Annotated in this window: 19 protein-coding genes and 2 pseudogenes; 11 read left to right on the top strand and 10 right to left on the bottom strand. The window is 55.3% G+C overall.

Translation table 11 applies throughout. The features are described from left to right. The 6 genes from AC097W_RS10660 to AC097W_RS10635 all read right to left on the bottom strand — a co-directional run bounded on the left by AC097W_RS10660 (position 1) and on the right by AC097W_RS10635 (position 8,209). Positions 1-1,512 (bottom strand): type I restriction-modification system subunit M, encoded by a 1,512-nt coding sequence (locus AC097W_RS10660; protein WP_479602538.1) that lies wholly within the window; start codon positions 1,510-1,512, stop codon positions 1-3. Then, positions 1,509-3,005 (bottom strand): type I restriction-modification system subunit M, encoded by a 1,497-nt coding sequence (locus AC097W_RS10655; RefSeq protein WP_479602537.1) that lies wholly within the window; start codon positions 3,003-3,005, stop codon positions 1,509-1,511. Before AC097W_RS10655 ends, AC097W_RS10660 begins: the two co-directional genes overlap by 4 nt. Positions 3,006-3,447: 442 nt before the next feature. Beyond that, entirely contained in the window at positions 3,448-4,863 is a 1,416-nt protein-coding gene (locus AC097W_RS10650; protein WP_479602536.1) for a YfjI family protein, read from the bottom strand. Between the two features lie 4 nt (positions 4,864-4,867). Beyond that, positions 4,868-5,749: a plasmid partitioning protein RepB C-terminal domain-containing protein gene (locus tag AC097W_RS10645; protein ID WP_479602535.1), complete on the bottom strand. Its 882-nt coding sequence runs from the start codon at positions 5,747-5,749 to the stop codon at positions 4,868-4,870. Between the two features lies 1 nt (position 5,750). Beyond that, positions 5,751-6,647, bottom strand: coding sequence for a ParB/RepB/Spo0J family partition protein (locus tag AC097W_RS10640; protein WP_479602534.1), 897 nt, complete (start codon positions 6,645-6,647; stop codon positions 5,751-5,753). Beyond that, entirely contained in the window at positions 6,644-8,209 is a 1,566-nt protein-coding gene (locus tag AC097W_RS10635) for a recombinase family protein (protein ID WP_479602533.1), read from the bottom strand. Before AC097W_RS10635 ends, AC097W_RS10640 begins: the two co-directional genes overlap by 4 nt. A 791-nt stretch (positions 8,210-9,000) precedes the next feature. On the opposite strand from AC097W_RS10635, the gene AC097W_RS10630 reads away from it, so the two are divergent. From AC097W_RS10630 to AC097W_RS10605, 6 genes are all read left to right on the top strand, one after another. Then, positions 9,001-9,654, top strand: coding sequence for a hypothetical protein (locus AC097W_RS10630; RefSeq protein WP_479602532.1), 654 nt, complete (start codon positions 9,001-9,003; stop codon positions 9,652-9,654). 2 nt (positions 9,655-9,656) lie between these two features. Beyond that, complete coding sequence (locus AC097W_RS10625) at positions 9,657-10,550, top strand: hypothetical protein (RefSeq protein ID WP_479602531.1); 894 nt, start codon at positions 9,657-9,659, stop codon at positions 10,548-10,550. Further along, on the top strand, positions 10,523-11,119 hold the full coding sequence (locus AC097W_RS10620; RefSeq protein ID WP_479602530.1) for an adenylyltransferase/cytidyltransferase family protein: 597 nt from the start codon (positions 10,523-10,525) through the stop codon (positions 11,117-11,119). Before AC097W_RS10625 ends, AC097W_RS10620 begins: the two co-directional genes overlap by 28 nt. Positions 11,120-11,262: 143 nt before the next feature. After that, positions 11,263-11,670 carry a hypothetical protein gene (locus AC097W_RS10615; RefSeq protein ID WP_479602529.1) on the top strand — a complete coding sequence of 136 codons (408 nt, stop codon included), beginning with the start codon at positions 11,263-11,265 and terminating at the stop codon, positions 11,668-11,670. Positions 11,671-11,677: 7 nt separating this feature from the next. Continuing rightward, positions 11,678-12,283 carry a type II toxin-antitoxin system MqsA family antitoxin gene (locus AC097W_RS10610; RefSeq protein ID WP_479602528.1) on the top strand — a complete coding sequence of 202 codons (606 nt, stop codon included), beginning with the start codon at positions 11,678-11,680 and terminating at the stop codon, positions 12,281-12,283. Next, positions 12,271-12,693 (top strand): hypothetical protein, encoded by a 423-nt coding sequence (locus AC097W_RS10605; RefSeq protein WP_479602527.1) that lies wholly within the window; start codon positions 12,271-12,273, stop codon positions 12,691-12,693. The genes AC097W_RS10610 and AC097W_RS10605 overlap by 13 nt, the downstream gene beginning before the upstream one ends. A 416-nt stretch (positions 12,694-13,109) precedes the next feature. On the opposite strand, the gene AC097W_RS10600 is transcribed toward AC097W_RS10605, so the two are convergent. From AC097W_RS10600 to AC097W_RS10585, 4 genes are read right to left on the bottom strand one after another with little or no spacing between them, the layout of a single operon-like run. After that, positions 13,110-13,337, bottom strand: coding sequence for a hypothetical protein (locus AC097W_RS10600; RefSeq protein ID WP_479602526.1), 228 nt, complete (start codon positions 13,335-13,337; stop codon positions 13,110-13,112). Positions 13,338-13,362: 25 nt separating this feature from the next. Then, complete coding sequence (locus AC097W_RS10595; protein ID WP_479602525.1) at positions 13,363-13,800, bottom strand: LacI family transcriptional regulator; 438 nt, start codon at positions 13,798-13,800, stop codon at positions 13,363-13,365. After that, on the bottom strand, positions 13,797-15,158 hold the full coding sequence (locus AC097W_RS10590; protein WP_479602524.1) for a recombinase family protein: 1,362 nt from the start codon (positions 15,156-15,158) through the stop codon (positions 13,797-13,799). Before AC097W_RS10590 ends, AC097W_RS10595 begins: the two co-directional genes overlap by 4 nt. Beyond that, positions 15,155-15,580, bottom strand: coding sequence for a DUF2924 domain-containing protein (locus tag AC097W_RS10585; RefSeq protein WP_479602523.1), 426 nt, complete (start codon positions 15,578-15,580; stop codon positions 15,155-15,157). Before AC097W_RS10585 ends, AC097W_RS10590 begins: the two co-directional genes overlap by 4 nt. Positions 15,581-15,611: 31 nt before the next feature. On the opposite strand from AC097W_RS10585, the pseudogene AC097W_RS10580 reads away from it, so the two are divergent. The 5 genes and pseudogenes from AC097W_RS10580 to AC097W_RS10560 all read left to right on the top strand — a co-directional run. After that, a pseudogene (locus AC097W_RS10580) lies at positions 15,612-15,929 on the top strand (elements of external origin); the annotation flags it as partial. Between the two features lie 28 nt (positions 15,930-15,957). Further along, a complete protein-coding gene (locus AC097W_RS10575) occupies positions 15,958-17,913 on the top strand; it encodes a phage terminase large subunit family protein (RefSeq protein WP_479602522.1) in 1,956 nt (651 codons plus the stop codon). A 22-nt stretch (positions 17,914-17,935) separates the two neighbouring features. After that, the gene (locus AC097W_RS10570; RefSeq protein WP_479602521.1) at positions 17,936-18,427 is read left to right on the top strand and encodes a hypothetical protein; all 492 of its coding nucleotides are present in this window, start codon (positions 17,936-17,938) and stop codon (positions 18,425-18,427) included. A 180-nt stretch (positions 18,428-18,607) separates the two neighbouring features. Further along, positions 18,608-19,888: pseudogene (locus AC097W_RS10565) on the top strand (phage portal protein); the annotation flags it as partial. Positions 19,889-19,890: 2 nt separating this feature from the next. Beyond that, the gene (locus AC097W_RS10560; protein WP_479602520.1) at positions 19,891-21,297 is read left to right on the top strand and encodes a S49 family peptidase; all 1,407 of its coding nucleotides are present in this window, start codon (positions 19,891-19,893) and stop codon (positions 21,295-21,297) included. The last annotated feature ends 3 nt before the right edge of the window (positions 21,298-21,300 follow it).

The following is a 21,300-nucleotide window of genomic DNA, read 5'->3' as shown; positions in this document are numbered from 1 at the left end:
TCATTCCATCTCTCCGTTTTCTATCCCGGTCAATGTTTCAACCAAGGCATCCATTTGCAGCCAGAACGACCGGCCTTCGGTTTGCCACTGTGCCCAGGACGATTGCAATGAAGCCGGTTGTCCGTTGCTGTCCAGGCTGGCGGTGGCAGCCAGGCGCTTGACGTACATCGGAATCGACAGGTTGCCAGCGTTGGCGGTGATCTCGGCCAGGGTTGCCACCTTGGCAAAACCGGGTACGTCGGCGAAGGCTTTGAAGGTGTCCAGAATATGCTGCTGGTGCTCCAGTTTCAAAAAGCTCTGTGCCCGTTCGCGGGTGACTTCGTTCAAGGCGTCGATGAAAATGACCTTGCCTTTGTGCTTGGCGGGCTTCTTGCGGTTGCAGATGAGCACACATGACTCCATCGGGGAGTTGTAGAACAGGTTGGGCCCCAAGCCTATGACGGCATCAACCCAGTCCTGCTCAATCATCTTGGCGCGCATGGCCTGCTCTTCATTGCGGAACAACACCCCATGTGGCCACAGCACTGCGCAGCGCCCCTTGGAGGTCAGGCTGGCCAGAATGTGCTGCTGAAACGCATAGTCAGCCCTGCCTTGTGGCGGTGTGCCAAAGAAGTTGCGCCCCCATTTGTCTTGGGTCCATGCCTCGCGATCCCACTGTTTGATGGAATACGGTGGGTTGGCCAGGATGACATCGAACTGCCGAAGGCGGTCGCCTTCAATATGCCGGGGGTCCGCCAGCGTGTCGCCACGGATGATGGCGAAGTCTTCCACGCCATGCAGGAACAGATTCATGCGCGCAATGCTTGACGTGATCAGGTTGCGCTCTTGGCCGTATAGTTTGAGCGTGCGGTACTCACCGCCAGAGCGTTTCACCTCGTCTAGTGCCGAGATCAGCATGCCGCCGGTGCCGCAAGTGGGGTCGTAAATGGACTCGCCGGGCTGGGGGCTCAGCAGTTGCGTCATCAGGTGGACGACGGTGCGGTTAGTGTAAAACTCGGCGGCTGTGTGGCCGGAGTCGTCGGCGAACTTCTTGATCAGATATTCGTAGGCATTGCCCAGTTCATCTTCAGGCACGCTGGCAACGGACAGCGTTTGGGTCGAGAAGTGTTCGATCAGGTTCTTTAGCGTTTCGTCGGGCAGGCGCTCGCGGTTGGTCCAAGGCGCATCGCCAAAGATGCCATCCAGCATGTCGGGGTTGGCCGACTCGATGGCACGCATGGCGCGCTGAATGGCAGCACCTACGTTTTTCGGGGTCTGTCGCACGTCGTTCCAGTGCGCGCCGTCCGGGATCTGGAAACGATGGTTTTCTGAGAACTTGGCATACGACAAGTCACCGCCCGTGTCAGCGACGGCCGCTTGGTACTCTTCTTCCCAGACGTCAGCAACGCGCTTGTAGAACAGCAGCGGAAAAATGAACTGCTTGTAGTCGCCAGCGTCGATCAGGCCACGCAGCAGCACAGCGGCACCCCAGAGGTAGCTTTCGAGTTCTTGTTGGGTGATGCGTGCACTCATTGCAGCCAACCTCCTTCTTCCATCACCGTGGCCAGCCGTGTTTCGGCCTCCTGGCAGCGGGTGAGTGCATCTTTGAATGCAGCGATAGCCTCGGGCAGGGGCGGAATGTCCTCTTGCAATGGCGGCAGCACGTAGCGTGAAATGTTGAGCGTCCAGTCTTCTGCCTTGACTTCATCCTGGCTGACGATGCGCACAGCGTCGGGCACATCTTCGAATTTTTCGAACCAGTGCTGAATTTCCAAGGCCTGCTCAGGTTCCAGGTAGTTTTGGGCACGACCACGACGGAACAGGCGGGACGCATCGGCAATCATGATCTTCTTGCGCCGCTTAACGGGCTTTTTCTTGCGCAGCACCAAGATACAGGCTGCCAGTCCGGTGCCATAGAACAGGTTGGGTGCCAGGCCAATGACGGCCTCGACCAAATCCATTTCCAGCAGTTTCTGGCGAATAGCGCCTTCCGCACCTTTGCGGAACAGTGCTCCCTGCGGAAGAACAACGGCCATGCGTCCTTTGACCTCGGCCATCGACTTAACCATGTGCTGCACCCAGGCAAAGTCGCCAGAACTGGAGGGAGGCAGACCGGCGAAATTGCGGCCGAACGGGTCGTTGACCCATTGCTCTTCACCCCACTTTTCCAGTGAAAACGGCGGGTTGGCGATAACGCAATCGAAATTAGCCAGGCGGTCGCCATCGAAAAATGCCGGGTTGCGCAGGGTGTCGCCGCGCACGATCTGAAAATCCTCAATGCCGTGCAGGAACAAGTTCATCCGCGCGATGGACGACGTGGTGAGATTTTTCTCCTGGCCGAAGAGCTTGCCCCACAGCCGTTTGACATCACCATGGGTGTCTTTCACGTGCTGAACGGCGGCCAGCAACATTCCGCCGGTACCGCAGGCTGGGTCATAGATGGTTTCGCCCTCACGCGGGTCCAGCATCTCGATCATCAGCCGCACCACACTGCGCGGCGTGTAGAACTCGCCAGCCTTCTTGTTGGTGGCATCGGCAAATTTCTTGATCAGGTATTCGTAGGCATCACCGAGCAGATCGGAGTTGACATTGCGGTTGCCGAACGACAGCTTGGAAAAGTGCTCAATCAGGTCTTTTAGCAGGGGATCAGACAGTCGGTCTTTGTTAGACCACTGGGCATCGCCAAAAACGCCATACAGAGAGTCCGGATTAGCCTTTTCAATCTCCCGCATGGCGACTTGCAGTGCCGTACCGACGTTGGTGGCCTTGGTACGGACGTCGTTCCAATGGCAATTTTCGGGGATCTGGAAGCGATGCGACTCAGGGAACCAGGCAAGCTGCTCATCCCCGGTTTCGTCAACGATTTCCTGGTATTCCTCGTCCCAAACGTCGCAAATGCGCTTAAAAAACAGCAACGGGAAGATGTAGGTCTTGAAGTCGGCTGCGTCTACCGGGCCGCGCAGGATGTTGGCGGATTCCCAGAGGTGAGATTCGATCAGGTTGAGCGTGACAGTTTCGACGGACAAGTGTTGCCTTGCTATGGTTTTTATGAATACAAATGGCATTATCCTGCCCATATGGCGCAAGTCAGCCTGTGACCCTGATTTTTAGGAAACCTACCAAAGTGACGTCGAGTCCACACCCCATTGACCCAAAGATACGAACTGAGATTCAGCAGCGCATTGCAACGATCGAGTCCGAGTACAGCGTTCGCGTTCTGTTCGCATGCGATGTCGACGGCGTTCGAAGTTTTTACAAGTCAAATCCAGTCTGAAAAATTTGACGCTTGTGGACGCCGACCTTATGAGCAGAATAGCGACTGAAATCAAGCGAAGAGTGCGAAGAGATTTAAATCCAAATAGATCAACGCCTTACAGCGAAGAATCTGTTCGCAGGCTCTGCGAAGAAAGCGAAGTTTTAGATTCGCCGTCACGAATCCTCATTTCCACGGCCGGTATTGGGAGTCTTTCAATTTGGAGAATAGCGTGCGGGTTCTGTGCCGGACAATGCATAAGTTTTTGTCTGTGGACCACGCGCACCCTTTGCCCTTGGCAGGGTTTGAACAACGATTTGGGCTGGTGATGCCAGCAGCAACTGCTCGAGGGCCGTGTCAATCACAGTCTTGGCGACGTGCCCCTGAAAACACTCGGTGGTGATCTGCCATCGGGTAGCCATTCCTTTAAGCCGCAGAAACGCCACAATTTTCTTGGCTGCGGCATGAGTTCTATCCGAGTCTGCCGCGTCGGTGGCCTTGACAAATACAAATTTGGCTGATTCGACACCATGGCGGATCCACCCCATTGCGGCGTGAATATGTTGGGCATCAATCAGCGTTTTTAGATCACTAACGGCAAAGAGCATGGCCAATCGCATCAACATTGGCGCTCGCCGTTCCAATAACGCTGTGACGCGTTCGCCGCTACTGTCGTCACTCAGCTCCCCTCGATAGAGGCGGGCGTAGATGTCTTGCGCCGATGCTGTTAGTCCTATTTGCAGGTGGTCGCGCTCAGACACGCGTTCGGCCTGTACGAAGTCAAGAACCTCGAGAATTCGTGAGGCTAAAGCGTCCACGGACTCCTGTGGTGTGGCTTTTGGAAACGGAACGATTTTTTCGCGCTCAGCCCAAATCATCAAGAACCGATTAGCAAAACCATTGGTTAACTCCCGCGCACGCATCAGCGACAGGAGTTCACTGGGTGAAATCGCGCCACTTAAGCACAGGTGGGGATGGCTGGCATAAAGGCGGTTCGATTTGGTGGCTGGTTTCAGGCTAACGCCATCCCAGCAGTCACGCAGGGCCGCCGACAAGGTGTTGCCCTCGCGTCTGCCTTGATGCAGCACGTTGGCAAATTCTGATTCGACGACCCACAGGCGCTTGTCTTCAATGCCCGGAATGTCCACTTTGCCATTCTTGTATCCATCGTGGAACAGTGAAACCAGGCCTTCGCGGCTGGACAGGCCGCCCCGGTGAATGGGCGGTGCCGCAGATTCACTCAACTCACGCAGCGCCGTATCCAAACGGCTGACCAGCGAAACCGCATCGCCTTTGCGTCCACGACCAGATCGGCCAATGTGCAAGATAAAAAGTCGGGTGTGATGCCATGTGTTGCCAATTGGCAGGTAGGGGCCTCGTCCGATGGCGCAAGATAAGTAGGCTATGAAATTGGCTGCTATCGCATAGGGGCTGGCCTCCGTGCCTTCACTGCCAGCTCTGGCCACGTCGCCAACCAAGCCATACAGACAGAGCGGATCCGGTTGCGGTGCGTTTCGATGGTTATCTGGCGAGTCGTCGTCAATAGGATCATCAAAGGAAATTGACTGCGCGTTTGTTCCGCCATTCAAACCATGCGTAGGGTGTGGCTGCAAAAAATGATGGTTCGGCATTCATCTATGCGTCCAGTGACTCGGACTCAACGATAGATTTGATCTCCGTCAGAATGTCCGGGTGGTTCTGCTGCAAGTACCGATCAATCTCGACATTTTTGAGCCATTTGGACAGGTAGGTACTTGCCAGACAGAGATTGAGAACATCCTGGCTGAAGTTTTGCTCCACAAGTTTGTATTGCTCCTGCAGACTTCCCATCTCACGTTCCATATTGGCCATTTGTGCCGGACTCACGCCAGCGACTTTTTTGGGCTTTCCGGCATCGACAAGCTGACTGGCGGGTGTTGCAGCAAACAGCGCGTTGGCGTAGGCCAAGGTGACACTGTTGGCGTCCACCATCAGCTCCACGCACTCCACCTGGCGCATCGGCTTCATCTTTTTCAAAATCGAGCCCAGGTCCGATGCGAACTGTTGGTCTTTCAGCAGCGATGCCGCCTCGGCGCAGATGCCGTCCAGCAAATTGAGCTTTCGGGTGATCGTCGATATGTCCAGATCTAACGCGTCTGCCAAACGCTGCGCTGTTACGCCTTTCTCCACTGCCCGGCAAAGCATCACGTGCTCTTGAATGGAGGACAGTCGATTGATGCGTGTGTTGTACGTATAGCTTTCGTCATCGGTCGATTCCAGGCATGGCGCTTCGGTGTGCTCCAACGTTCTGAGTGCCAGCAGTCGCAAATGACCGTCTAGCAGGATACGGTGACCGGTTTTTTTCTCAGCTGGCCCGACGGTTAATGGCTCTATCAGTCCGACTGACTTGATGGAGGCCTGGATTTGCATGAATTTCCGGGTGGTCAATACTCTGGCGAGCGCCTTACGCGACGGAAGAATCATGTCCAGGGGAATGGACAGTGGGTCAGGTAGAAAAGCAAGTGATAGTTGAGCCATTTCAGGTTCCTTTCGGCCAAACGCGTTCTGCCAGGTAGGTCGGCAATGTGTCCAATCCCTCCGCCCGGAGCAAGTTGGTGAAGTTTTCACTGCCCAGGAGCTGCGCCAATGCGCCGATCAAAAACATAAGTCGCTGCTGGGCGGCTCCCGCCTTTTTGACCATCAGCTTTTGCCTGTCGACTTCCTTTTGATAGGTTCTGACCAGGCTTGATGCGGTGATGTCCACGGCAACTCGTGGCGTACCGCGCCCTAAGGCGCGTCCAAATGTCTGACGCCTCTCGATCACTCGGCGGGCTTGAATCAGTTGCTTGCCCCGCAGTTGACCAGACTCATAGGCTTCCTGAAGTGCAGCCTGCACCGCTTCGTTGCTGTTTCCCGCCCCAACAATGGCCAGGGCAGCATTCAGCGGTATGCGGCCACTCTCAACCGCCACCATTAATCGTTCCTCACCATTTTTGATGAGGAGCATGATTCCCTGAACGTATTCGACGCTCAGGCCAGTTTTTTTGGCGATGGTCTTCTTGTCATATCCCTTGGCCACCAGTTGCTGGATGCCCGCCAGTAGTTCGAGGGGACTGGATTTGCGGCGGGCGATGTTTTCCACCATGCTCATGATGAAGGCATCTTCTTCGCTGACGTCAACCACGAGGGCCGCAATGGTGGTCTCACCCAAGGCCATGAACGCTTTGAGCCTGCCCTCGCCACAGACGAGCAGGTATTTTTCTTCACCATCGTCACCGGGGCGTGGTGTCACAGTGATCGGCTTTTTGAGACCGACGGACTTGATGTTCTCAATAATCTGCTCGAAGACTTGCTTGTTGCGATCACGCGGATTGAGCACCTCGATCCGGTCGACAGGGATCATGCGCAGATCACCTAATTTTTGTTTTTGAGTCATGCTGCCCTCCGAATGCGCGTGCGCTGGGCCATGCCATAGAAATAATCTAGGGTGTCAAAGCGGTAGCTCTCAATTTCGATGGCGTTGTGATCGGCCAAATTGATGCGTGGAAGTCCAAAATCCAAACGTGGCAGAAGGTAGTAATCCAATGGCGCGTCGTTCGAATGATTGAGCCGCACGGCTACCGTGATGTCGGGTGCCAAGCCAGTGTCAAACCGAACCTTCCAGCGGTTGCGCCCGTTATCCTGAGTTTGGCAACGCGCTAGCACCAGCGACACGGTAAATTCTTTGTTGACCAGAAGCAGATCTGTAGCGGGATCACGTTCAATGGTGCCACCCAAGTCACCAATTGCTTTCTCTGATTGAGCGATGATTTGTGGGTGCAATCGTCGGAGAAATTGGTTGGCCTCTAGATAGCGGTAGTCCCGGTCGGGCGTAAATCCCACCGTCTGGTAGGCACGGATCAAGCTGCCGAATCGGTGGATGTAGGCCGAAGTCGAGGGCATGCCCTCAGTCTCATCAATGATCAGCCCAGACAGAAATCCACGGTCTTGGTACAACGACCGCAGGCGATCGATGAGTTCGACATTGGAAAACCGGTATGCCCGGGCACGCACGATGCCCTGGGCGGTGTAAAAAAGTTCAGGCGTGACGACCGACTCAAACGCACCTTCTTTTTTGATCCACATATCGGGTGTGTTTTCTACCCGGAGCTTTTTCAGCTTGAACGACCGGCGGTTGTAGATGTTGTTGCCGATGTATTTTTCGTTCGTCAGTACCTCTCGCACGGTGGCGCGGGTCCAGTCGCGGGCAAGGTCGGTGCGGACTCCCTTTTCGTTGAGGCGAAACGCAATTTCTGATTCGGTTAGGCAGTCATCGGTGAACCAGCGATAAATCTGGAGCACATTCTCGACTTCCGCGTCGGGCCCAGGCATTAGGATGACGCGGTCGGTTTGTAGGCTTTTGTGCTCTCCGCGCGCCAGCTCCGTCTTCACGGATCCGGTCTGGTCCAAAAGCACGCGACGCAGCCCGTAACCGGCTGGACCACCCTGGCGATAACCCAACTCAATCAACCGACATTGACCGGCGAACACCTTGGCCGAGAGCTCTCGACTGTATTCACCGGCCATCGCACGCTTGACCCCTTTGACGATAGTAGCTACAGGCGAACCATCATTTTCGAACTGCTCGGCGACATATGCGACGTGGATGTTTTTGCGCTTGCAGATGTATTCGTAATAAGCTGACTCATCAGCATCCTGGAAGCGCCCCCAGCGGCTGACGTCATAGACCAATATTAGCGAGAAGTCTGCGGATCCTGACTCGACATCCTTGATCAGTTGCTGCAGGGCCTGTCGCCCATCGATGCGCAGCCCGCTTTTGCCCGCGTCGGCGTAGGTCCGCACAATGTCGATATTCCGATGTGCGGCGTATTCTCGGATTTTGTCAGCCTGGTTTTCTGTCAAGTATTGCTGGTGCTCCGTGGACATGCGGACGTATTCCACTGCACGGAACCGTTTCGGCTGATCCGCCCCATCTTCTGCTACCGCGTTTGCTTGCATAAAACCCGATCACTCATGTTGGATGGACATGGGCTCTCGGGGCCACCGTCAGATAGGTGCTTGTCTTGACCATCGACGGTCAAGAGCTAAGTTCTTATCGGGTGATCGAGAGCTCATTTGGGCACTACGTTACCGCCAGTGTTGCCAAAATGCCATCACATCCTGTCTTGACAGTCGTCCGCTTGACATGGGCATTTACAGCACGCTGGGGTGATTTCTATGATCCAACTGCCACCGTTGACCAGGCTGTTCTCTGTGCAGACTGGCCTGATTCGGTAGAGACCAGCTGGGATATTCTGGAGCCGAGCCAAGTCGTCCATCTTGACGGGCAATGGCGCAATCAGGGCCGTTTGTCGTGTGTTTGGGACGGTTGTTCCGCCAGGGTCGGAATTTGATTTGCGATACTTGCGCCAGTAGTCTGAATTGCGTTCAGTCCATGCACGCTGAACCCGGTTTTTGTTGTCACGGTATTCAGGGTCGCTTTGTTGCTTCTTTCGATCCCAAAGTTGTCGTCGCTCCCGCTGGCAGTCTGGCGATGAGCAGTAGGTTTGATTTGGGACTTTGTGATGGGGCTGGAAGGTTTTGCCGCAGCACGGACAGATTTTTGTTGCCATTTAATTCTCCATACGAAATTGCGTATGGGAACTGGGCGAGGAGGGCGGTCACTGCGGCCCTTGAAGGTTTGATGTAGCGATTGGTGATTAGCAGCTCAGTTCAAATCGAATTTGGTAGGATTCATTTGAATTCATAAATATCTCACTTCAATATCGGGAGTCGCCGTTGACACTTCTATGAGTACCGATCTCCCAAGGAAATATGCTCAGGAATCGCTGCTAGTGGTTCCCAACGAAGCCGTCAATGCGATCTTGCCGGACGTAGGGGTTTGGCCAATTTCGGAGGCACTGCTGGGCTTGATCTCTATGCCGTCGATGATGCGGCGTGGTGACGCTGAGCAAACGACGTTGGTTACCCAGCTTATTGCGTACTATGTGGTTGTCAGCGGTGGTCGTATCTTGACCCATCGACGGACTCGACGACAGCCGGAAAAGCGGTTGACAGCAATCAAGGCGCTCGGACTTAGCGGTCATATGACGGTCGCGGATCTTCCCGCACTGACCACGCGGGACATGTTTCACCCGAGTGCATCGAGTGGCTATGCTAATCGTGAATTGGCAGAAGAGATAAAGGTGCGTGTATCTTCAGAAAGTCCCATTTCACTGCGCTGTGCAATTTGGGAGCCAGTCGATGATTTCGGTAAGCAGCACCTTGGTCTAGTTTATGTGGTTCACGCGCAGGAAGAGTTCACAGTTCTCGAGCCTGGATTGATTACAGACGCGAAGTTTGAGGCGTTGCCGGATATTCGTGCGGCATACGACAAATTTACTTCTTGGACTAGGCTTTTGCTGGAATCTGAATTTTTCTTGAAGATGTTGACGCAGGAGTGACTTTGCAGTACCCATTCATTCCTGAAGGTTGGACGGAGCCAGTCAACCAAAACTTGTATGCGTCTCTAGTGTTTCTGATCAGCCAAATTGGGCTCGGACTCATTCAAACTTTGGTGAAGCGTTATTGGGCGCTTTCCAGCAAATTTGTAACTGGCTTGGGTTGGGTAATTTTAACGTTGCCGCCAGTGGCCATAGCTTTGCTCACCCTTGCACAGGGCATGGTTAGCCACTGGACACCATTGATTTTTTTATTCAGTCTTTTACCCGCAGCGGGTATGTCATTTCGCGGATTGAATCAATTAAGAATGCTCCGGGCTGCCGGGGTTCATGGAGCTATTAAGCAGCCGAATATCGCCGATTATCAAGATTTTTTGAAAGCGGCCAACAGTTCATTTTCGTTTCTTGGGGTCGGAGCGGAAAAACTTACGCGAGATTTCGATGTATTTCAGCATATGGTTTCGCGTTGTGGCACGTCGGCTAAGCCAGTCCGATTGCTGCTCGTTTCGCCGAACGCCGGTTGGTTGCAAGTGGGTGCAGCTCGACGTGGTTTGAATCGCACTACGTTTCAGGCGAAGCAGGTTGATTCTTTGCAGAAAATTAAACGCATAAAGTTAGATTTCAGTGGGGAGATTGAAGTGCGTTTCTATTCTGAGCGCCCAAGTCTGCGCCTGATGTTTGCAAATGGTGCAGTGTGTTGGCTGGGGCATTACACCGAAACTGCTGCAACACCCGGAACCAATGAGTTTGAACAGAAGAGCAATTCCTGTGTTGTTTTGCAGCGGCCAAGTGATCGAGCACCGGATCAGCAACTCTATGGTGCTCTTGAAGGGCTATTCGACGAAATGTGGGAATCTGCAAAGGGGACCGAATGGGATTTCAAGAACTATCTTCCGTAGCCTGCATCCATGGACGCTTTCAGCCGTTTCATCTCGGCCACGTCGATTACCTGACCGCTGCACTGTCGCAATGGGAATCCATTGTTGTTGGAATTGCTGCTCCCACGCCAGTGCCTTTGAGCTTTCCAGGCGTCGAGCACAGAAACAAGCCTTCAGCCAATCCGTTAACTTATCTAGAGCGGACTTTGCTGATTCGTGCTTGCTGCCGTGAATTGGGTATTCCAGATGCTCGGATCGAGTTTTCGCCGTTTCCCATAGACGAGCCCTCTCTTCTCAAACATTACGTGGGCAAGTCGATGAAATGCGCAACCACGCGTTTGTATGCATGGAATGAAGAAAAGATCCGCCGTTTGGAAAACGAAGGCTATGTTGTCGAAGTACTTGAGAAGTGTACAAAGCAGCCATTTGATGGTTCCACAATTCGTCGACACCTTGCCAACAATGATCCTGTTTGGCGCGACATGGTGCTTCCATCAGTTGCTGAACTATTGGTGAAGTGGGACATAGCCGAGAGAATTCGGGAGTTCTCACAAGCCGATTCACTGAATGGACCTGATGCCGCGCCTTAAATTCCCTGGATGGCTTAGTTTTTCTATAAACGTAGCGCGTTGGATGCGTAGCGTGTCCCCCCAAAAGAAGCGTTGTTGCAGTGCATCACATCCATGTTCAAAAACACAGTGTCTGATTGGGATTAACCCTTAAAATTACCACCATGGTAACTTTTCACGTCATTTCGGAGTACAGTTCAACTCTGCCTACTAAAGGCGGTGGTGAAAAGATAGCGGGTGGACCGTTGTACGACTTGGTGCGAGTGAAGTCGATTACCAAGGATGGAAATGGCCTTTCCCTTTGGACTAAGGATTGCGTAAAAGACGTTCAGGAACTCGGTTGGGAGAACATTGACGTCATTAATTTGGTTAGGCGACTTAGCTTTAGTGACTATATTGATTCTGAATGGTGCGAGAACGGGAAAGGCGCATGGGCGGCCTGTGATGCATATCGAGTCAATGTACGTGAATGGGTTCCAACTGCCGATAGGGAAATGAATATCAGCTACTTCGTCAAGTTTGCAATTAACAAGCTTGGCACGATGGTGTTGACGGTTTCCTGTCACATTTGAACTGGGGATGAAGATGAAAACCAATGAGCTTTGCTCAATTTGTGGTGAAGGTCACGTGACTAGTCACGTGGACCAAGTAGAGAGTGAGTACAGAGGAACAAAAGCGCTGGTGCCTATGCACTACAAGACCTGCGATGCGTGCGGGTCTGATTTCGCTGAGGCTGATGAAAGTCGCTTGAATAAGCGTGCTGTCCTAGCTTTTCGCAAGTCCATTGATGGATTGCTGACCGGCACCGAAATTTGTGCATTACGCGATCGATATGAGATCAACCAAAAGCAGGCGTCTCGTCTATTTGGCGGAGGCCCAGTGGCCTTCAGTAAATATGAAAATGATGATGTTGCGCATTCAGAGTCAATGGATAAGCTCTTGCGCCTAGTCTTGAAGAGCGAGCACGCCTTTTGGGCACTCGTGGAGCAGGCTGGTATGACCGCTGAGTTGGCTCCAAAGGTGACAAAGTCAGTTGGTGGAATCCGGCGTGTTTACAAGTCAACTTCTACTAACGTTATTAGTGTGCAATTCGGTAACGGTGATTCAACGACCACGCGGATGTCTGCAGCACATCGTTATCAGCCAGCAACCAGGATGGACGAGGCTTTGAGATGGAAGCAGTGAACTTGCGACCAAAACTGGTCTCGTTCAGAGCAACTCGATTCCATGGTGAGAACCCAGTTTCGACCAATAAGGCGCAGCCCTTAACTTTAGAACTTACGCAGACCATTGAAGTTGGACTTGCCGTCACGACGGGGCAGGAAAATCAGTTCCAGGCGATTGTCAAAATTGACTTGATCGCGATTGCGAAGCAATCGGATACGGGCGATAAAGCAGCAGAGTTCACAGCAAATTACGAGGGCAAGTATGACTATGCGCCTGGAGTGGTTGAAGAGCAACTTGCGCCACTCTTAGACCAAGAGACATACCAATACATGTTGGTTGCTCAGTCGTTTCCGCTGGCCATGACACATTTTCGTCGGGAGTTGCAGTCGTTTGGCGTAAATGCGCATGACTTGCCTTTAGGCATCTAAACTTTCGCACCTTTCAATAATTCAAGATGTGAAATGGACGATTTCCGCAATCAAGGGACAATCGCAGTAAGCTATGCGCAACTGTTGGAAGGGTGGATTTGAACTGTGGTCCGCAGTCCACCACCATATATCAAATCCAACCGGTCCTCCGGTTGGATTTTTTTCGCCTATACCCGCGTGTTTATTGGGGTTCCCGAGGGTTCTTGCGGACTTCGCGGTTATTCCGGGCACCCAGAGATTCGCCACTTTTGCTCTCTCCGGGCCAATAGTCTCCGTGGTGGAGAGCACTCCAAACGGGCCGAAGTCCGCAAGAGTCACCGTTCATACCCATAAAAATCAATGGTTTACGCGCGGACTAATCAATCGGTTGATTAACGGCATTGGTAGGAGATTCGCAAATTGAGTTAGCCGACATTTCATTTGGCATCACCAGAAATCCACCAACCGGCAAACTTGTCGTGCTTGTCCGTGTCGCAGCTCATTTTTGTTCCGCAGACAGAACACACATAGTGATTGACATTACCCTTGGCTTGTCCCATCGAAAGTCTGCCGAGATTGACAGAACTTTTCAGTACGAGCGTAGGGTGAGGTTCGACCTCTTTCCCCTTATTGGATAGTTCGTTACAAGCGTTGCATGCAGCCATAGTGCTCTCCCTCTGTTCTGATCTGTCACATTTTCTCTATGATTCTGGCGCGCTGATCTTCCCACAACGACGGGGGATCCACAGCCAGATCAAACAGTGTCAGATGGTCCGGCAATTCATTGAGCAGAATGGCGTCAATGATGTCCGGTGCCAGGGTTGTCAGGTTGACCATCCGGCTGACGTAGCTGTTGTCGATGCCCTCCTTCTTGGCAATTTCGGTCAAGGTGCTGACCTCTCCAGACTCCATCATTGCCAGCCATTTGTGGCCCCTGGCCAGAGCCAGTTGCAATGAAGTCGCAGCCGTATCCCACGGTCGGGGTAGACCGGGTTCACCATTTGGCAGCGTCACTTGCTTGCGTCCAGCACGCCGTTTGAACTGGATGGGAACCGACAAAGTCAGCCTACCGTCGCTTGACTGGATGATTTCTGGCTCCCCTGTTTTGTGGATGCGCACCTCATTCATGCCATTGCCTCTTCACGCTTTGTGCTCGCACGATCCGCCTGTAATTCCTGGACCAGCTGTTCAATGCCATTCGCCCGCAACCTGACCTCAAGGTCACTCGGCGACACAATCACCTTCTCGATCAGCATCTTCACGATGCGAGTCTGCTCTGCCGGAAACAGCTGATCCCAGATCAGGTCCAAGCGCGTCATGGCCACCGTGACTTTGGCTTCGTCCAGAGTTGGATCCAGTTTCTTTGCTTGCGGCACCAGGTCGCTGAGCAAATTTGGGGCGCGCAGAATGTTGCGCAGTTGGTCGAGTACCGCCGACTCCAATTCAGCCGCTGGCATACGAGGCAATCCGGATGCACCAGCATGCTCCTTGAGGTCGCGCATGGGCAAGTAATAGCGGTACCGCTTTCCGGTTGTTTTCTTTGTGCTGTGCCAAGGTGTCAATGCCCGACCGTCATGGCCAAAGACAATACCTTTCAGCAGGAATGGAGTTGTCGCTCGTGTGGCATTGGCGCGAGAGCGTCCATTGGTGGCCAAGATGGCGTGCACGCTGTCCCAAACAGGCTGATCGACGATCGGCAGGTGTTCGGCCTGGTACCACTGCTCTTTGTGGCGAAGTTCGCCCAGGTAGGTTCGGTTGCCCAGAAGCTTGTACACCAGGCCCTTGTCAATGGGCTTGCCCTCACGAACCTTGCCGTCCTGCGTGGTCCACGCCTTTGAGGTCACGCCATCAAGTTTCAGTTCCTTCACCAGTTTGGTGCTGGACCCGAGTTCAACGAACCGGGTGAAGATGTGGCGGATCAATTTGGCCTCCTGTGGATTGGGGACCAAGCGTCGGTTTTCCACATCGTAGCCAAGGGGTGGGACACCGCCCATCCACATGCCTTTGCGCTTGCTGGCGGCGATCTTGTCCCGGATCCGTTCCCCTGTAACTTCGCGTTCAAACTGTGCAAACGAAAGCAACACATTAAGCATGAGTCGCCCCATGGAGGTTGTGGTGTTGAATTGCTGCGTCACGGAGACAAAGGACACACCCTGGCGCTCAAACACTTCGACCATCTTGGAAAAGTCGGCCAGGCTGCGCGTCAACCGGTCAATCTTGTAGATCACAACAACATCAATCTTGCCCGCCTCAATGTCGACCATCAAACGCTTGAGTCCGGGGCGTTCCATATTTCCGCCGGAGAAGGCCGCGTCGTCATAGTCGTCGGCGACCGGAATCCAGCCCTCGGCGCGCTGACTGGCGATATAGGCATGGCCTGCGTCACGTTGCGCATCAATCGAGTTGTATTCCTGATCCAACCCTTCTTCACTGGACTTACGGGTGTAGACGGCGCAGCGCATGCGCCGTTTCAGCACGTCGCTCATGACCGACCTCCCTTCCTAGTCGCTGCCTTTTTCTCAGTACGCGCTTTGAGACCAAAAAATACCGGCCCAGACCAACGCGTGCCCGTAATTTCCCGCGCGATCTGGGACAGGCTTTGGAATGTCCGGCCGTCAAAGTTGTAATTGCCATCGGCGCTGGCAATGACGCAATATTCCTTGCCCTGGTACTCGCGGGTGAGCATGGTGCCAGCCACAGGACGGTAGTCAGGATCGCGAGTCTTGACCTTGCCGGTTTCAATCAAGTTTTCGATGCGGCGCTTATTGCGATCAAGAAGTCCTGGGTCGACCTTGCGAAACTCGATTTCCTGCAATTTGTAGGCAATCCGGCGTTCCAGAAATTGCCGGTTGTGGGTGGGGTTCGCAGCGTGGAACAGCCGTTGCCAAAGCGACTTGATGTCCGCCATGGCCAGTTCGGGCAATGGTGACGCGACCGCAGGGTTACCAGCCTCCCAAGGCACTGGCGGAACCTCGCTACTGCAGGCGCGCACCGTCAACGAAGTGGTCAAAGCGCAAACAAATAAGGTCCGACTGGCCAGGCTCAAGGGTGAACTGGTGGATCGGCCGCAGGCAATCGCACATGTTTTCAAGCTTGCGCGCTCGGAGCGCGATGCCTGGCTGAATTGGCCAGCACGGGTCTCGGCCCAGATGGCAGCCAAATTGAGTGTGGATGCGCACGCCATGCACGTGGCCCTGGAGGCCGCCTTGCGCGAACACCTGCAGGAACTGGGTGACTTGCGTCCCCGGGTAGATTGAATCCGAGCAATAAGTTGGGGCACGGCATATGGAAGATTACGAAGGTGCCCAAGAAATTGAGAGGGCATGGCGGGAGGGGTTGACTCCAGATCCGCTGCTGTCAGTCTCGGAATGGTCCGACCGCCACCGCATGCTCTCCAGCAAAGCGTCAGCTGAGCCGGGCCGCTGGCGCACCAGCCGCACGCCATACCTGAGGGCCATCATGGATTGCCTGTCGCCCACCTCGGCGGTGGAACGGGTGGTGTTCATGAAAGCGGCGCAGCTGGGTGCGACCGAGATGGGGTCGAACTGGATTGGCTATGTGATTCACCATGCGCCAGGGCCCATGATGGCGGTGTGGCCCACGGTGGACATGGCCAAGCGCAACTCTAAACAACGGATCGATCCGTTGATTGAGGAGTCCGCAGCCTTGTCGGCACTGATCTCGCCAGCACGCTCACGTGACTCGGGCAACACTATCCTGGCCAAGGAGTTTCGGGGTGGTGTGCTGGTGATGACTGGTGCCAACAGCGCGGTGGGTCTGCGCTCGATGCCAGTGCGCTATCTCTTTTTGGATGAGGTTGATGGTTATCCGCTGGACGTGGAAGGCGAAGGCGATGCGATTTCGCTGGCCGAGGCCCGCACCCGGACCTTCGCGCGGCGCAAGATTTTTATCGTCTCGACGCCGACGATCTCTGGTGTGAGTGCTATTGAGCGGGAGTACGAGGCATCTGACCAGCAGCGCTATTTCGTGCCGTGTCCGCACTGCGCACACCGCCAATGGCTGCGATTCGAGCAATTGCGCTGGGACAAGGGGCATGCCGAGACCGCTGCCTATATCTGCGAGTCCTGTGATACCGCCATCCTTGAGCACCACAAGACCTGGATGCTCGAGCACGGTGAGTGGCGGGCCATGGTGCTGGAGCACGGCACCAAGACTGCAGGCTTTCATCTCTCCAGCCTGTACAGCCCAGTGGGCTGGCGCAGTTGGAAGGACATTGCTGTGGCGTGGGAAGGCGCTGTGAGCAAGGTGTCTGGGTCAGCTGCGGCCATCAAGACCTTCAAGAACACCGAACTGGGTGAGACCTGGGTCGAAGAAGGTGAAGCGCCAGACTGGCAGCGACTCATTGAGCGTCGGGAAGACTATTCGATAGGCACTGTGCCCCTAGGCGGCCTACTACTGGTGGGCGGTGCGGACGTACAGAAGGACCGGATCGAAGCCTCGGTCTGGGCCTTCGGTAGAGGCAAGGAATGCTGGTTGGTCGAACACCGGGTTCTTATGGGTGACACCGCGCGAGACGCAGTTTGGAAGCAACTCCAGGCAATGCTCGCCGAGACCTGGACACACGAGTCAGGTGCGTCGCTGCCCCTGGTGCGGTTTGCATTGGACACCGGCTTTGCCACGCAAGAGGCGTATGCATTTGTGCGTGCCTGCCGTGACTCCCGCGTGATGGCGGTCAAAGGCGTAGCGCGCGGTGCAGCCTTGATCGGCACGCCAACGGCTGTGGACATTACGCAGGGCGGCAAGAAGCTGCGCCGAGGTATCAAAGTGTTCTCTGTCACGGTGGGCATGGCAAAGCTGGAGCTTTACAACAACCTGCGCAAGGCCGCAGATGTCCAGGAGAACGGAACCACGGTCAAGTACCCCGCTGGCTTCGTCCACTTGCCCAAGGTCGACGCCGAATTTGTACAGCAGCTTTGTGCTGAGCAGTTGGTCACCCGGCGCGACCGCAATGGTTTCGCCATCCGTGAGTGGCAAAAGATGCGCGAGCGCAACGAAGCGCTGGACTGTTATGTGTATGCCCGGGCCAGTGCCAGTGCGGCGGGCCTGGACCGATTCGAGGAGCGCCATTGGCGCGAGTTGGAAAAGCAACTTGGTCTGGCACTACCGCCCGAACCCGTTGCAACCCCCACTGAAATCCTGGCCACCCCTAGCGGTGGCCTTGTTGTTTCTGACGGGCGCAGGGTCGCCAGGCGTGTGGTGCGCAGCCGATGGCTGTCATGAATCTTTTTAAAGGAGTGTTTTTATGAGTCTTGCTACCCGTATTGAGAGCCTGGTCATCCGGGTTGCTCAGGAATTTAACGACGTCCGCGCCACCGCAGGCAGTTTGGCCAGCCTGTCTACGACCGACAAATCGAGCCTGGTTGCTGCCATTAACGAACTCAAGGCAGCAGTCTTATCTGCGATGGCCATCGACGACAACCAGATCGCCACTACCAGCACCTACTCGTCCAACAAGATCGTTTCTCTGCTGGACGCGCTCAAGGCCGACATTTTGGGTGGCGCAGATGCCGCCTATGACACTCTGCTGGAGATCCAGCAGGCTCTGCAAAACGGCACAAGCGGCCTAGACGCGATTCTGAGTGCCGTCAATTTGCGCGTGCGCTTCGATGCGGCGCAGACCTTGACGGTGGCTGAACAGCTTCAGGCCCGCACCAACATTGGGGCAGTCGCAACCAGCGATGTGGGCAACACCGATACCGACTTTGTCCTGATCTTCAATGGGGCACTGGTCTGATGAGTCTTGCGTCCGGCATTGCTGCCCTGGCTGCGCGTATCGGCTTCGAGGTCAAAACCAAGATCGACGCGACGCATCCTGGTATTGCCAGGGTTTGGGTGAGCTTTGGCTACGTGGGTGGTCAGGTGGTGACCCACGGTTCGCACAACGTCGCCAGTGTGGTGCGCACAGCGGTAGGTCGGTATCAAACCCCAGTCGATGCTGGCCAATGCGCAGCAACGCGAGGCGGTCCAAGCGCTGTGGCGCAATTGGACCGTCGAAGCCGATGCAGCTGGACTCACCGACTTTTATGGACTGCAGGCGATGGCCTGCCGCGCCATGCTCGAAGGTGGCGAGGCACTGATTCGCCTTCGGTACCGCAGGCCTGACGATGTCCTGAGTGTTGCACTGCAAATCCAGGTTTTAGAGCCCGAGCATCTTCCCGTTCAGATGAACATCACGGCAGAAAACGGCAACCTGATTCGCGCAGGCATTGAGTTTGATCGGCTGGGGCGGCGGGTGGCGTACCACCTGTATCGCTCGCACCCGGAGGACGGATTGCTTGCGCCCATGTCGGGTGATGGTGGCTTGAGCACCGTGCGGGTCGATGCTGCAGAGATCATTCACCTGTTCCGGCCGCTTCGCCCGGGCCAGATTCGGGGTGAGCCTTGGCTGGCGCGTGCGCTGGTCAAACTTAACGAACTGGACCAATACGACGACGCAGAACTGGTGCGCAAGAAAACTGCCGCCATGTTCGCGGGCTTTGTGACCCGTCTGTCACCCGAGGACAGCCTGATGGGCGAAGGCAATGCTGACTCCAACGGAGTCGCGCTGGCAGGTTTGGAGCCCGGCACGATGCAAATCCTCGAGCCAGGGGAAGACATCAAATTTTCTCAGCCTGCAGACGTGGGCGGTTCTTATTCCGAATTCCTGCGTATGCAGTTTCGCGCGGTGGCCGCTGCCATGGGTGTCACCTATGAGCAACTCACGGGCGACCTGACACAGGTCAACTACTCATCCATTCGGGCCGGGCTCCTGGAGTTTCGACGCCGGGTGGAGTCCTTGCAGCACGGCGTCATCGTGCATCAACTGTGCCGTCCGATCTGGGCGGCATGGATGGACCAAGCGGTTATCGAAGGCGCGCTGACGTTGCCAGGGTACGGCTCTGCACAACCCAAACGCCGTGAGTACCAGGCTTGCAAGTGGATTCCACAGGGCTGGCAGTGGGTGGATCCGCTCAAAGAGGCCGATGCCATGAAGGCCGCGATTCGCTCCGGCCTCATGAGCCGCTCGGAGGCCATATCCGCCAACGGTTACGACGCAGAAGACGTGGACCGGGAAATTGCTGCCGACAACGCACGCGCCGATGACCTGGGGCTGGTCTTTGATTCCGACCCCCGGCACGAATTGACCAAGTCCCCCTCAGCTGCCCCCGAAGAGGTGCAGGTGCCGCATCCCGAATCTCCTCCACAAGGACGCTGACCATGTTGTTGCCACACCTGGCGTCTCGTTTGTACGGGACGCCGCTTCTGCTTGCGCGTACCAAACTCGACATCATTCTCTCGGTTCTGGGTTCTCGTATTGACTGGCCCGTTCAGTCAGAACTGGCCTTGCCGCCGCCCCGTGCATCCCCTTCAGGTCAACACATGGCTGCCACCGGCATTGCGGTTGTTCCTGTGCACGGCTCGCTGGTGCGCCGGGCTATTGCGCTGGATGCTGCTTCCGGGTTGACGTCCTACGGCGACATTGCTGCGATGCTTGATGCGGCTGCGGCCGACCCGACGGTGTCTGGCATCTTGCTGGACATCGACTCTCCAGGTGGCGAGGCTGGTGGCGTGTTTGAGCTGGCACAGCGTATTCGCGGCGTCGATGCCATCAAGCCGGTCTGGGCGCTGGCGTGTGACTCGGCGTTTTCTGCAGCCTACGCCATTGCCTGCGCAGCATCCCGGGTGTTTGTCACGCAGACCGCTGGTGTTGGCTCCATTGGTGTCATTGCCATGCATGTGGACCAGTCGGTTCGCGATGCCCAAGAGGGGTACCGCTTCACGGCGGTATCTGCTGGTGACTTCAAGAACGATCTGTCCCCGCATGAGCCTATCGACAAAGCAGCGCTTGGCCGACTGCAGACCGAAGTGGATCGACTCTACGGCCTGTTTGTGGACCACGTGGTGTCCATGCGAGGGATGCAAGCCAAAACCATACGCGAAACCCAAGCCGGTCTGTTTTTCGGACCAGATGCGGTTCGCTGTGGCCTTGCAGACTCGCTTGCCAGTGCGGATCAGGTGGTATCCGAGTTCACCGCCTACCTGGGCGCAAGAAACGTGAGAGGAGTGGCTTCCCGCGTGATCAGTGCCAAAACCTTGGACGTTCAGTCCAGCGCCTCCCTTGTCCTCCAAACCAACTCCAAGGAGATTCGTATGAATCCAGAAACAACGAAAGATACGGCGATCGCCGACCCTGACGACGCAACTGCTGAAGCTGATCAGGTGCAGCGCAAAGAAACTGCACCTGCTGACACGACCGTGAAGGCACCCTCGCCAACACCGTCAGTGGCACCAGTGACACCAGCGACACCGTTGCCTCCATTGGCACCCACAGTGAACGACGTCGCCATCTCAACAGCGGTCCATTCAGCCAAGGCGGAGGCCGTTGCCCAGGCTATTTCCATTGCCGAGCTGTGCCAACTTGCCGGGCAAAGCAATCGCATTGCCACGTTTCTTACCCAAGGCCTTTCGGCATCTCAGGTGCGCCAGACCCTGCTGGCCAGCCGTGCACAGAGCGAAGAGATCACCTCACTCATCGCCCCTGACGCAGCACCTAAAAGTGCGGGCGCTGCTGGCGACGCCGGTGCCTTGATGGCAGCGGTCAAAAAACTCACCCAAAAGATTTAACTC

The sequence above is a fragment of the Rhodoferax sp. GT1R46 genome, assembly GCF_056521285.1.
Note: the sequence above shows the minus strand (reverse complement) of the source record. Positions and strands in the feature narration are given on the sequence as shown.